Below are 12,245 nucleotides of genomic sequence, written 5' to 3' on the forward strand. Positions count from 1 at the left end.
TTTTCTGCTAAAGACTGTCCGAAAGAAGGAATCATTTCTTTGAATTTTGATTGCCAGGCTTCACTTTTAAACTTGTCTTTAAAACAACGACTTAATAGGTCTAGCATAATAGATACTGCTGTTGACGCACCCGGCGAAGCACCCAATAAAGCGGCAATAGAACCATCTGAAGCGCTTACAACTTCAGTTCCGAATTCCAGAACACCACCTTTTTTAGCATCTTTCTTAATGATTTGAACCCGCTGACCTGCAATTTCCAATTCCCAATCCTTCAATTCTGCAGTAGGAAGATATTCTTTTAAAGCTTCTAATCTGTCTTCAGGTGATTGTCTTACCTGTTCAATCAAATACTTGGTAAGATCCAGATTTTGCAAACCTGCAGAAAGCATAGGTCTGATATTATCTAATTTAATTGACTTAAATAAGTCGAGATAGGAGCCGTTTTTCAGGAACTTGGTAGAAAATCCAGCGTATGGGCCAAACAGTAAAGCCTGTTTTCCATTAATTACCCTTGTATCTAAGTGAGGTACAGACATTGGAGGAGCTCCAACTGCTGCTTTGCCATAAACTTTAGCGTGATGTTGTTTAATAATTTCTTCATTGGTACATTTTAACCACTGGCCACTAACAGGGAATCCGCCAAAACCTCTTCCCTCAGGAATATCAGATTTTTCCAATAAATGTAAAGAACCGCCACCGGCACCTATAAACACAAAACTGGCTTTACGCTTTTTCTTTTTGCCGGTATCAAGATTTTTAATTTCAATTTCCCAACTGCCATCATCTTCTCTTTCTATGTCTCGAATCTCGGTATTAAAGAATATGGAAACATTGTCCATTGCCTTTAAGTTATTGAACATAGCCCTTGTTAATGCGCCGAAGTTGACATCGGTACCCATATCCATCCGTGTAGCAGCAACTTTTTCGGAAGAATTACGGCCATTCATTACCAAAGGAGTCCATGCTTTTATTTCTTCAGGATCTTCAGAGTATTGCATTTCGTCAAACAGGACACAGTCTTTCATTGCCGTATATCGTGTTTTTAAGAAATTAACATTCTTTTCGCCAATAACGAAGCTAATGTGTGGAATGTTGTTAATGAAGTTCTCTGGAGAATTAATAAGCCCTTTTTCTATTAAATAGGCCCAGAACTGTTTAGATACTTCAAAATTCTCCGCAATTTTAACCGCTTTTTTGATGTCGACAGAGCCATCTTTTTTCTGTGGAGTATAATTTAATTCACAAAATGCAGAATGACCTGTGCCTGCGTTATTCCATGCATCAGAACTTTCTGCTGCGGCAACGTCAAGACGTTCGTAAATCTCTATGCTTAATGTTGGGTCTAGTTCTTTTAGCAACACGCCTAATGTTGCGCTCATGATGCCAGCTCCGATTAATATTACATCTACGTCAGCTTTAACACCTGGCTTATTGTTATTTTTCATTTTATTTTTATGGATGCGCAAAGTTAATATCAAATGGAATAACTGTCTAGTTTTAAGCCGAAAAAAATGCTGAAACTTTACAGAAAAAGGATATATCTTTTTTAGCAAGTGTCTACATTATCTGCTTACCTGGCCGGGCGTGGTTTGGTAAAAACTAATGAATAGCATTACATATCATAAAAATTTAATATTTTCACGCCTCAAAAGCATAATGACATGAAATTATTAGAAGGAAAAACAGCTTTAATTACAGGTGCGTCAAAGGGAATTGGGAAGAGAATAGCTGAAAAATTTGCTGAGCAAGGTGCTAATGTAGCATTTACATATTTATCTTCTGTTGAGAAAGGACAGGCTTTAGAAACAGAATTGCAAGCCTTCGGTACAAAAATAAAAGGTTACCGTTCTGATGCTTCTAAATTTGATCAGGCAGAGCAGTTGATTAATGATATTGTTGCCGAATTTGGAACTATTGATATTGTAGTTAACAATGCAGGAATTACCAAAGATGGTTTGTTAATGCGCATGACCGAAGAAAATTGGGATGACGTATTGGAAGTAAATCTGAAGTCTATTTTTAATACAACTAAGGCTGCTTCGAAAATTATGATGAAAAATCGTAAAGGTGTATTCATCAATATGAGCTCTGTTGTTGGTGTTCAGGGAAATGCCGGACAGGCTAACTACGCGGCCTCTAAAGCTGGTATCATTGGCTTTTCAAAATCGGTAGCTAAAGAATTAGGATCAAGAAATATCAGAACCAATGTTGTTGCTCCTGGATTTATCCGTACCGAAATGACGGACGTTTTAGATCCAAAAGTTGTTGCCGGCTGGGAGGCTGGAATTCCTTTAAAAAGAGCAGGGGAGCCAGAAGACGTGGCAAATGTTTGTGTCTTCTTAGCTTCAGATATGAGCGCTTACGTAAACGGACAGGTATTATCTGTTTGTGGTGGTATGTTGTAAGTTAGAAGTATAAAATTAAAAGTCATAAGTCAGAGCCATTGTAGATGGCTCTTTTTTTGTAACAAAAATTCTGTTAAACTATCTTAATGAAAATTTGTTACCATTAAACTATGAAAGAAAATCGTTTTTTACTACCTACTATTATACTAAGCCTGGCTATTTTATTATCAGTTCTGTTATTCTCCGGAACCTGGAAGAAAGTAAGATCCACCGATCAAACAATTAATGTAACAGGCTCTGCTAAAAAGTTAATCGTTTCTGATTTAGCAGTGATAAGGGGCAATCTCAATGCCGAAGCGGCTACCGCGAAAGAAGCCTATCAAAAACTGCAAAGCCAAAAGCCTATACTGCTGGCTTATTTAGCAAAGCAGGGATTTAATGAGAAAGATATTGACTTTAAGACTACCAATTCCTATCCAAACTATTACTATAATAATAATGGTATGCAAACCGGAATTCGTTCTTATACCATTAATCAGATGATTGAATTTCAATCAAAAGATGTAGAGAAGATGAAAAAGCTCTCTATTGATATCACTTCTTTGGTAGAACAGGGGGTAGAATTTGCTGTTAACCCGCCGGAATATTACTATACCAAAATTTCTGATATTAAAATTGACGTTCAGGCAGAGGCCGCTAAAGATGCAATGATTAGAGGCAGACGTATCGCGGAAGCCACGGGTAGAACTTTAGGGACTTTGAAAAGTGCGAGAATGGGAGTTTTACAAATTACACCAGAAAATTCCAATATAACTTCGGACTACGGAGTGAATGATGTTAGCTCAATCAGAAAAGAAATTACAGCAGTTGTAAATGCGAACTTCGAAATAGAATAATTTTTGCATTTTTAACATGAAATGTTAAACGCAATTTTATTCGAAAATAATTCTGGTTGGTGGGTATTGCTTTGTGTGGCAATAGGAATTCTCTACGCTTATCTTTTTTATAAAAAGCAGTCAAAAAGTAAACTCAAATATCTTCTGTTTGGTTTAAGAAGTATTCTGGTTGCTTTCATATGCTTTCTATTGCTGGCACCACTCATTTCTTCAAAAAAGGAAATCGAGGAGAAGCCTTTGCTAATTATTGCGCAAGATAATTCTGCTTCTATTCCTTTAGGCGTTTCGGATAATTTTAAATTAGAGAAATACCAAACTGATATAAAAAACTTAGCCGGCAGATTGCAACAAAAATATGATGTAGCTTTTCTGAACTTTGGAGATAAGATAAGAGATAAACCGAAATGGGATTTCAAAGACCAGCAGACAGATGTTTCCGAACTGTTCTCTTATATTAATGAACAGTATGGCAATAAAAATATTGGAGCGGTTATATTAGCCTCAGATGGGATAATTAACAAAGGGGCTTTAGTGACAGCGCAGTATTTGCCTAGACAAGCTATAATTTACAGTATTGGCTTGGGTGATACTACTGTAAAAAAAGATCTGCTTATTAGAAATGTAAACTATAATAGAATCGTTTATCTTGGTAACGAATATCCTTTAGAAATAAATCTATCTGCGTTTAGAAGTAAAGGAGAAAAATCGATACTTACTGTTGAGAGTTCTGATGGACAGAAGCTATCTAAACCAATACAAATTGATGATGATTTTTGGCGACAATCGGTAACAGTGAAATTGGATGCCAGGAAGGTTGGAATGCAGAAATTAAATATTTCTCTGCATACGATTAATAATGAGGTTTCTAATATAAATAATAGACAAACAGTTTATGTAGAAGTCCTGGAAGGAAAAGAGAAAATTTTGTTATTAGCAAATGCACCCCATCCAGATGTTAATGCAATTAAACAAAGTATTTCAGGAAATAAAAATTACGAAGTGGTGGTAGCTTTTCCTTACGAAATGCCAAAAAGCTTCGATCAGTTTAGTGTGATAATATTACATAATCTTCCTTCATCTTCCGCTCCTCTTTCAGGTATTATAAAACAAGGTCTTAACAAAGCGATTTGGTTTATTGCAGGTACAGAAACCAATATCAATCTGCTCAATCAAATCCAATCATTGGTGAAGTTTCCAGGCGGAACTCCACAGGAGTATTACACGACTTTAAACGGTAATTTCTATAATTTTACTGTGTCATCCCAGTTACAGAATCTTTTCAGGAATTTACCTCCACTGGTTGGCCCGTCAGGTAAAGTAGCAGTAAAAGGCGATTATCAGAGCTTGATTAATCAAAGATCTTCTTCAGCAGATTTACCATTGATGTTCTTTGTGAAAGGAGAAAAAAATAATGCATTTTTAATAGGTGAAGGCTTATGGCGTTGGAGACTGGAAAATTATAAAGCGACATCAGATTTTGCTCCTTTTGATGAATTGATAACCAAAACCGTCCAGTTTTTAAGTGTGAAGGAAGATAAACGTAAATTCAAAGTTTATCCAATTAAGGAAAGATTTTTTGCAAATGAGGAGACGGTTTTACATGCTGAGTTGTATAACGATAGTTATGAACCTGTAACCAATGCAGAAATAACAGTAGACATCAATCATAAATCTGGAAAGAAATACAGTTATGTGTTTTCGAAGAAGGAAAGTTCTTATGAACTGAATGCAGGTTTGTTGCCCGAAGGTGAGTACAGTTTTTTGGCGAAAACCGTTTTAGGTAATAAGCATTTAGAAAGCAAAGGTACATTTGTAGTAGAAAAGATAGAACTTGAACATTTAAATACAACGGCAGATCACCAGCTATTGTATAATTTAGCAAAAATGAGTGGAGGAGAGTTTGTTCTTCCGGGAAATCTGTCTGACTTAGAGCAGCTGATTGCGGAAAACGAGAAAATTACAACAGTTGTTCATACAGATAATACTTATGAAGAACTTATTAATTTGAAATGGATTTTCTTTTTGCTGATATTGCTGTTAAGTACAGAATGGTTTTTAAGGAAAAGAAATGGACTTCTATAGCCTTATTATTGAAAACATCATTATTGTCTGCGGGACTTTTTCTTATGCCGTTTCGGGATCTTTTGCTGCTATGCAAAAGCGGTTAGATGCTTTTGGAGTAATTATAGTAGCTTTTGTAACTGCTGTTGGTGGAGGTACCCTAAGAGATCTGGTAATAGGAGACACGCCTGTTTTCTGGATTAAGGAACCGTATTATACCTTTGTTATTATAGTAGGTGCTATGCTTTCTATGTTCTTCTGGAAAAAAGTAAAACGCTTTAAAAAGACGTTATTCCTGTTTGATACGTTGGGTTTAGGTTTCTTTACTATTCTGGGTATTCAAAAAGGATTGTCTCACAACCTTGATGCCGGAAGCTGTATTCTTTTAGGGACTTTTACAGGGTGTTTTGGTGGAATTGTAAGGGATATTTTATTGAATAATATTCCCATAATCTTTCGAAAAGAGATTTATGCAACAGCTTGTATTTTAGGAGGAGGATTCTATTTTACATTAACTGCATTAAACATAGAATCTTCTATTGCTGAGTTGCTAGCAATCTCCTTAATTGTTCTGATAAGGATAGTTGCTGTAAGAAAACAATTGATGTTGCCGAGATTTTATTGAAACAAGCCTTTTTTCTCAGGTTTTTCTTCGATAATAACAAAGACATCCTCATTGTCTCGCTTCATCAAATAACGTTCGCGAGCGAATTTTTCCAGTTTATCTTTATTAGTAGTTAACTCATCCAGGTCTTTCTGTACGCTGGCAATTTCCTTAGTATAGAAATCCCTCTCCTGTTCCAGTTTCTTTACCTGATTACGATAATCATATTGTGAAATGATATCGTTTCGGTCAAAGAATAGCATCCAAATTATAAAAGCTAATGATACCAGAAAAAATTTATTTTTTAAAAGATCAACCAAGCGTTTCATAATTATAGAAGGTTATCTCTGCAAAGATGACTATATAAAGTTTAAAATCAAAATTCAAAATATAAAGCGAGTACTTATATGATAGCAAAATGGTACTTTTGTGGCAATGAGTTCGTTCGAAAAGTTAAAATTAAGTAAGCAGTTACAAATTGCTGTTTTAAATGCAGGTTTCTCACAACCTACTTCTTTACAATCCAAAATCTTTAGCAGAATAAATGGCGGGCAGGATTTGGTTGCAGTAGCTCCCGAAGGATCGGGAAAATCGACAGCTATTGTTCTGGCAAGCTTAAGCAAACTAAAACATACTGAAGAAATTGCTCCAAGAGTATTAATTATGGTACCCAGTAAAGAGCGGGGAGAAGCACTTATAGAACAATTCCAGTTATTAAACCGAAATAAATCTTTAAGAATCTATGGACTTTTTAATGATCAGGCGACACTGGATGCGCAGGTTTTGGAAGTTACGGATGGTGTAGATATTATTATCGCACAGCCCGACAGAGCCCGAGCTGTTTACTTAAAATTAGGCTTAAATCTAAATAAGCTACAGCTTTTTATTGTAGATGATGCAGACGAAATTGTTAAAAATGGTTTGCAATTACCGATTTCTGAATTAGGGCGAGGGACCCCTAAAGCACAATATTTGATCTTTTCTTCTGTGTATCATGCAAGAATAGAAAGAATGCTGAGCTATTTTATGGAAGATTACACGGTATTGGAAGTAGCAGAACTTGAAAATAAAAATCTGAGATGCATAGAGCAGATTCGTTATCAGGTCCCAAATTTTAAAACTAAGCTGAATCTTTTAGAGTTGCTGCTTAAAGATAATGAGGTTTTTGATAAAGTGTTAGTGTCTGTGAATTCCGAATTTACAGCAGAAACGGTTTATAAAATGCTTTCCCTTAACATAGAAGAGGTGGCAACAATAAAATGCCAGGGATTTTCTGATCATAACGTGGAAAGTGTTGAGGATTTCCTGTTAAATCCTAAAAAGCGAATTTTAATTGTTATACAAGACGACCTTAAAGGTTTGGAGACAATGAAAGTCCCTTTCCTAATGTTTTTCGATTTGCCAATTGAACAGGATGCCTACAAGCAGAAAGTACTTTGGTTAGCCGAACAGCAAGAAGATCAGATAGCTTTAGTGTTGTTAACAGAGCTGGAACTTTCCGATTTTAGAAAAATAGAACAGGATCTGGGGCAAAGAGCACAAGAGATGGAATTACCCCAAGACTTGTTTATTGAAACAGAAAATAAACGCAGAAAAGCAGAGGATGAAGAAGAAGATCCAAGTCGGGGAGGTGCATTTCACGAAAAGAAAGCAAAAAACTTAAAAACGGAGAATATTAAACCCTCCGAGCGGTATAAGAAGCATAAAAAATAAAAAAAGCAGCGTCACGAACGCTGCTTTTTTTATATATAGAATGATAAATTTCCATTTTCCCTATTTCGAATCAATAACTACAGATGTCATCGTCAGTGAGCCTCCGATAGGAATATCATTTAAGAATGAAACTTTATCGTTTTTATCCTTTAAAGCCAGCGTATAAATTAATGGCATATAGTGTTCTGGCGTTGGAATAGCATATTTTCCCTCTATTCCAAAATTCTGATAATTGATTAATGCCAGATGGTTGTCCTCAGAGATATATTGTTTCATCTTATCATTTATATCTAAAGCCCAATCATACCCAAAACCCGGCTCCAGCATGTTTTCCCAGGAAACCATTCTTAAATTATGTACCATATTACCGCTACCGATAATTAAAACGCCTTTTTTTCTAAGAATTTGTAGTTCTTTGGCTAAATTGTAATGATATTCTGCCGGTTTAGAATAATCTAAACTTAGTTGTAAAACCGGAATATCTGCATTGGGATACAAGTGTTTAACAACGCTCCAGTTACCATGGTCCAGCCCCCAAAGCTGGTCTAGCTCAACAACAGCAAAATGTTTTAAGGCTTCCTTGATATAGGCTGCTAATTCAGGGTCTCCCTTTGCCGGATATTGCACTTCAAATAAAGCCCGAGGAAAACCACCAAAATCGTGAATAGTACGTGGCTTTTCCATCGCGGTAACCTTAGTTCCCTGTGTTTCCCAATGGGCAGAGATAACCAAAATTGCTGTTGGCTTCGGAATATTTTGAGCCAGTTTACGCCAGTTTTGGACAAAAATATTATCCTCAATTGCGTTCATAGGACTACCATGACCTATAAAAAGTGCGGGCATCGTCTCCGTTTCAGGTAAGTCCTTTTGCCAGTTATAAAGATGCTTTAAAGTTTCCATTGTTTTTTAATTAATAGGCTGCGGTAAATCTTTCCTGATGGTGCTTTGGATTTTCCACCTCGTCCAGAATTGCTACAGCCAAATCTTCTACAGATAATTTTGATGCATTGCTGTCATCGAAAATGGGATGATCTTTTCCAAGTCTATACTTTCCGGTTCTGCCGGTGGTAATTCCCGGGTGCATTTCGAATGCCGGACTAAAAAATACCCAGTCGAGATCTTTCTCTTCTCTAAGTATGTTCAAATAATCTCTGGCAGCAGTAGCACCTGATTTGAATGCCGCCGGAAAGTCAGGCGTGTCTACCGCCTGTACATTATCAGCTACGTATAAGCTTCCGGCACCGCCAATAACAATTAATCTTTTAACTCCGGCATCCTTCACCGCTTGTTGTATGGCCTTAGAACCGGCTAAGAAATCGTTATAAATATCAGGATTAGTCCAACCGGCATTAAATGCGCTAACTACAACATCATATCCTTTCAGTTTATCTGCCAATTCCTTTTCATTATTAACATCTATAGCTATTTTGGCTACTTCGTTGTTTTCAATTTTATCTGTATTTCTTGCGATAGCACCAACAGTTAAACCTCGGTTTGCCGCTTCTTTTACCAGACTGGAACCTACAAATCCAGTGGCTCCTATGATTGCTATTTTCATCATGTTTTATTTTAATATTTAAGTTTCATTTACTTATAAATTTTTGACAAAATTCTGCCAATGAATGCTTTTTAAGATTTTGTACTAAAGCCAATTCAGCTTCAATGTACAGGCCCTCTAAATGTTTGTTAATATCCTTTCCGATAGGACAATGAGGATTAGGAGTGTTTTTCGCAAAGGCAAAAATGGAATCTGGATAAATTACTTTAAATAAATCTCCAAGATTTATATCATCTGCCTTTTTTGCTAAAAAGAAACCTCCATTTTTACCTTCTTTACTGTCTACTAATCCGGCTTTCCTTAATTCAGCAATCTCTTTCCGTACCAAAACCGAGTTGATATTTATACTTCCGGCTATGTAATCAGAAGCTAAAAGTTCTTCTTTACTTACTTCAAGCAGTGTAAGGACATGTATGGCTATGGCAAATCTACCGTTGTTCATTCTGTAATGTTTTTTATTACAGTTCAAAGTTCAGTAAAAATTTCTGTTATTCAAAAAATAAATGTTTAAACATTTAAAAAAGACAATTGGGTGATAAATAGGGATTTAATAAGATTTATTCTCTTTTTCGGCTTTTCTATCAAAATAAGTTCCTATACCCATGCCGATACCAAAGCCAATGAAAAGCCCAAGTAACGAGCTTAAAAAGTATGAATACGGAACTCCAAATCCTAATCCGATGGTCCCCCATTTTACAGAGTGGTATCCAATAGGGACGAGATTGAAATGTGTTTTAAGATAGTGTTTTAAGTGCTTTGTGTTTTTATAATATGGTCTTAGTGAAGCTCTGCAGATATTCTTTTCAGGGATAGAATCTAACGTTTTGGAAACGACTTTCTTTAGTTCAATAAACTTCTTTTCTTCTAAGGTATTTAAGGCAATTTTGTTTAAGGCTCTGCAGGAAATATCTAACTTATATTTCTTAAAATCACTTTCGCCCACTTGCTTCTGGATGTGATTATACTGACTAAAAATCTGGTTTTTCCAACTATTAAACTCTTGCCACGTCATAATCTTATTCTCCTTTTTTAATATTGAAAACCTTTGCCAACAAACGGTAAGAATTTAGCCTGTCTTCCGTACAGCTTGTGTAGGTAGATATAATTACTTCATCAGTATCCAGCTCGGAGCAGAGCGCTGTAATTTTCTCTTTCATTACCTCAGGTGTGCCTATTATAGTGCGCTTTCGGTTTCTATCTATACGTTGCATATCGTATGCATCGTACTCAATATCTTTAATGTCGTTATAATCAAACTGTACCTGATGCAAGCCCTTTTCGAAACTCAAAAGTCGGTAATCCATAAAAGCCTGTACTTGTTTTACTTTTTCTTCGTCTTCAGAACAAAACCCAAATATACCAACGCTGGTTTCTGGTTCTGGTAGTTCTGCAGAAGGAACAAATTTTTCTCTATAGGTTCTTAAAGCTTCTGCGCCGCCAATAGGATTGATAAATTGAGCAAAAGAACAGGCCATTCCCATATAAGCGGCAATAAGAGCGCTTTCTCCACTGGATGTTAAAATCCATAAATCAGGAGAAGTAGTTATGGATGGTATAGCCTTCACCATCGTTTCGGAAATTCCGTCTATTGGTTCTTCGTTAAAATAGCATTTAACATCTTTAAGCTGCTGGATATAATCTTTTGGATCGAAATTATTAGAAGGATTTAATAGATGCGCAGTTAACCTGTCGCCACCAGGAGCTCTTCCCATTCCCAAATCTATCCTGTTTGGATATAGCGCTTCCAAAACCCTAAAATTTTCAGCGATACGAAGTGTACTATGATTTGGCATCATCATTCCTCCAGAACCTAAACGGATATGTTTAGTTTCTGCTCCCAAACGGGCAATCATCAGCTCGGGAGAGCCAGTCGCCAGCATTTCGGAGTTATGATGTTCGCTGAGCCAATACCGGGTATAACCCAACTCATCAGTAAGTTTGGCCAATTGTATTGTTTCCTGAAGAGACTCATTGGCATTACTTCCTTTTCTGATGGGAGTCTGGTCTAATACACTCAGTTTGATGTTCATAAGGCCAAAAGTAACCAATTCTTTATATGGCAGTCGAATGAAAAAAGTCATTCTTTATAATCTGACTAAGGAATGACCTTTGGGTTTTAAATTAATGTTTTAATAGAGGGGATTACAAATCTTCTGTTAATTAAAGAGAGTAACATGTATATCAAGTTCGCTCAATTAAGAAATTTTGAGGAATCATCCTGGAACATTAAATACTTGCAATTTCCAGGGTGAAACACCAGCGATAGATATTAATGAAATTTTTATATTTGAATACTATAGACAATTATAACCCTTATTGCTGTAATGAGAGCTTTTAATCTATTTTTTTTTCTAATATTTATTATTTCGGCGGTATTACAATACAATGATCCTGATCCATTTTTATGGATATTATTATACCTCTATGGCGCACTATGGTGCTTTTTGGCAACAAGAAATATTTTCAATCTAAAAGCTTATGTTGTGGGGATTGTTATATACCTGGCTTATGCTATATATCTGTTTTTTGATGAAACTGGAGTGTTGAGTTGGTTTTATGAACATAACGCTGAAAATATTGTACAAAGCATGAAAGCAACAAAGCCCTGGATTGAGGAAACCAGAGAATTTGGCGGATTGATTTTGTTGATTATTGCTCTATTAACTAACTTACTGTATTATCGAAAAGGAAGTAGAGCAAAGTAAAATAGTGATGCGTCATTTTAATGATTAGTCTGATTTATAAAAGGCACAGTCTTTGCCCTATATTGGATTCATCAAATCTATTTAACTATGAAACGTCAACCGAATCATCAAACAGAAAAAGATGTGCAAGGAAGAACCACCTCTGATAGGACTTTTGTGCAGGTTAAGGAAAAGAAAGGACATCAAATTTCTAATGCAAGCAGCGCTTCTCATGCCAATCAGGAAAGAAGACCTAACCAGGGGCATGATCGCAACGAATTAACTAAAGTAGATGGAAATAATAGAAAATAAAAAAGGGCGATTTTAAACCACTCATGGTCGGAAGAAATTCTGGCCATTTTTTATGTTTTAAAAAAAAGTCCT

The 12,245-nt window shown here is 36.0% G+C and carries 14 protein-coding genes; 7 read left to right on the forward strand and 7 right to left on the reverse strand.

Features of this window, described 5'->3' with window-relative positions:
* The coding region (locus ABWO41_RS09425; RefSeq protein ID WP_353136952.1) for a malate:quinone oxidoreductase at positions 1–1,445 on the reverse strand (1,445 nt) is incomplete at its 3' end.
* 216 nt (positions 1,446–1,661) lie between these two features.
* Between ABWO41_RS09425 and fabG the strand changes: the two genes are divergently transcribed.
* From fabG to ABWO41_RS09445, 4 genes are all read left to right on the forward strand, one after another.
* Positions 1,662–2,405: a 3-oxoacyl-[acyl-carrier-protein] reductase gene (gene fabG, locus ABWO41_RS09430; RefSeq protein ID WP_353136955.1), complete on the forward strand. Its 744-nt coding sequence runs from the start codon at positions 1,662–1,664 to the stop codon at positions 2,403–2,405.
* A gap of 110 nt (positions 2,406–2,515) precedes the next feature.
* Entirely contained in the window at positions 2,516–3,241 is a 726-nt protein-coding gene (locus ABWO41_RS09435) for an SIMPL domain-containing protein (protein ID WP_353136958.1), read from the forward strand.
* Between the two features lie 21 nt (positions 3,242–3,262).
* Positions 3,263–5,323: a hypothetical protein gene (locus ABWO41_RS09440; protein ID WP_353136961.1), complete on the forward strand. Its 2,061-nt coding sequence runs from the start codon at positions 3,263–3,265 to the stop codon at positions 5,321–5,323.
* Positions 5,310–5,927, forward strand: a complete 618-nt coding sequence (locus tag ABWO41_RS09445; RefSeq protein WP_353136964.1) for a trimeric intracellular cation channel family protein — start codon at positions 5,310–5,312, stop codon at positions 5,925–5,927. The genes ABWO41_RS09440 and ABWO41_RS09445 overlap by 14 nt, the downstream gene beginning before the upstream one ends.
* Here ABWO41_RS09445 and ABWO41_RS09450 read toward each other — a convergent pair.
* Positions 5,921–6,235: an FtsB family cell division protein gene (locus ABWO41_RS09450; RefSeq protein ID WP_353136967.1), complete on the reverse strand. Its 315-nt coding sequence runs from the start codon at positions 6,233–6,235 to the stop codon at positions 5,921–5,923. The two genes, ABWO41_RS09445 and ABWO41_RS09450, sit on opposite strands and share 7 nt — an antisense overlap.
* A gap of 106 nt (positions 6,236–6,341) precedes the next feature.
* Between ABWO41_RS09450 and ABWO41_RS09455 the strand changes: the two genes are divergently transcribed.
* Positions 6,342–7,619 (forward strand): DEAD/DEAH box helicase, encoded by a 1,278-nt coding sequence (locus tag ABWO41_RS09455; RefSeq protein WP_353136970.1) that lies wholly within the window; start codon positions 6,342–6,344, stop codon positions 7,617–7,619.
* A 60-nt stretch (positions 7,620–7,679) separates the two neighbouring features.
* Here the strand turns inward: ABWO41_RS09455 and ygiD are convergent, their stop codons facing one another.
* From ygiD to ABWO41_RS09480, 5 genes are all read right to left on the reverse strand, one after another.
* Positions 7,680–8,519 carry a 4,5-DOPA-extradiol-dioxygenase gene (gene ygiD / locus ABWO41_RS09460; protein ID WP_353136973.1) on the reverse strand — a complete coding sequence of 280 codons (840 nt, stop codon included), beginning with the start codon at positions 8,517–8,519 and terminating at the stop codon, positions 7,680–7,682.
* A 10-nt stretch (positions 8,520–8,529) separates the two neighbouring features.
* Positions 8,530–9,180: an NAD(P)-dependent oxidoreductase gene (locus ABWO41_RS09465; protein ID WP_353136976.1), complete on the reverse strand. Its 651-nt coding sequence runs from the start codon at positions 9,178–9,180 to the stop codon at positions 8,530–8,532.
* A 22-nt stretch (positions 9,181–9,202) separates the two neighbouring features.
* Complete coding sequence (locus ABWO41_RS09470; protein ID WP_353136979.1) at positions 9,203–9,619, reverse strand: RrF2 family transcriptional regulator; 417 nt, start codon at positions 9,617–9,619, stop codon at positions 9,203–9,205.
* A 105-nt stretch (positions 9,620–9,724) separates the two neighbouring features.
* Positions 9,725–10,189, reverse strand: a complete 465-nt coding sequence (locus tag ABWO41_RS09475) for a hypothetical protein (RefSeq protein ID WP_353136982.1) — start codon at positions 10,187–10,189, stop codon at positions 9,725–9,727.
* Positions 10,190–10,193: 4 nt separating this feature from the next.
* A complete protein-coding gene (locus ABWO41_RS09480) occupies positions 10,194–11,258 on the reverse strand; it encodes an LLM class flavin-dependent oxidoreductase (protein ID WP_353136985.1) in 1,065 nt (354 codons plus the stop codon).
* A gap of 243 nt (positions 11,259–11,501) precedes the next feature.
* Between ABWO41_RS09480 and ABWO41_RS09485 the strand changes: the two genes are divergently transcribed.
* Positions 11,502–11,882 (forward strand): transmembrane 220 family protein, encoded by a 381-nt coding sequence (locus ABWO41_RS09485; RefSeq protein ID WP_353136988.1) that lies wholly within the window; start codon positions 11,502–11,504, stop codon positions 11,880–11,882.
* A gap of 87 nt (positions 11,883–11,969) precedes the next feature.
* Complete coding sequence (locus tag ABWO41_RS09490; RefSeq protein WP_353136991.1) at positions 11,970–12,173, forward strand: hypothetical protein; 204 nt, start codon at positions 11,970–11,972, stop codon at positions 12,171–12,173.
* The last annotated feature ends 72 nt before the right edge of the window (positions 12,174–12,245 follow it).

Source organism: Pseudopedobacter sp., assembly GCF_040392825.1.
Lineage (GTDB): Bacteria > Bacteroidota > Bacteroidia > Sphingobacteriales > Sphingobacteriaceae > Pseudopedobacter.

Coding starts and splice junctions, on each gene's coding strand:
- fabG (WP_353136955.1), top strand. CDS start 1,662: ATGAAATTATTAGAAGGAAAAACAGCTTTAATTACAGGTGCGTCAAAG.
- ABWO41_RS09435 (WP_353136958.1), top strand. CDS start 2,516: ATGAAAGAAAATCGTTTTTTACTACCTACTATTATACTAAGCCTGGCT.
- ABWO41_RS09440 (WP_353136961.1), top strand. CDS start 3,263: ATGTTAAACGCAATTTTATTCGAAAATAATTCTGGTTGGTGGGTATTG.
- ABWO41_RS09445 (WP_353136964.1), top strand. CDS start 5,310: ATGGACTTCTATAGCCTTATTATTGAAAACATCATTATTGTCTGCGGG.
- ABWO41_RS09450 (WP_353136967.1), bottom strand. CDS start 6,235: ATGAAACGCTTGGTTGATCTTTTAAAAAATAAATTTTTTCTGGTATCA.
- ABWO41_RS09455 (WP_353136970.1), top strand. CDS start 6,342: ATGAGTTCGTTCGAAAAGTTAAAATTAAGTAAGCAGTTACAAATTGCT.
- ygiD (WP_353136973.1), bottom strand. CDS start 8,519: ATGGAAACTTTAAAGCATCTTTATAACTGGCAAAAGGACTTACCTGAA.
- ABWO41_RS09465 (WP_353136976.1), bottom strand. CDS start 9,180: ATGATGAAAATAGCAATCATAGGAGCCACTGGATTTGTAGGTTCCAGT.
- ABWO41_RS09470 (WP_353136979.1), bottom strand. CDS start 9,619: ATGAACAACGGTAGATTTGCCATAGCCATACATGTCCTTACACTGCTT.
- ABWO41_RS09475 (WP_353136982.1), bottom strand. CDS start 10,189: ATGACGTGGCAAGAGTTTAATAGTTGGAAAAACCAGATTTTTAGTCAG.
- ABWO41_RS09480 (WP_353136985.1), bottom strand. CDS start 11,258: ATGACTTTTTTCATTCGACTGCCATATAAAGAATTGGTTACTTTTGGC.
- ABWO41_RS09485 (WP_353136988.1), top strand. CDS start 11,502: ATGAGAGCTTTTAATCTATTTTTTTTTCTAATATTTATTATTTCGGCG.
- ABWO41_RS09490 (WP_353136991.1), top strand. CDS start 11,970: ATGAAACGTCAACCGAATCATCAAACAGAAAAAGATGTGCAAGGAAGA.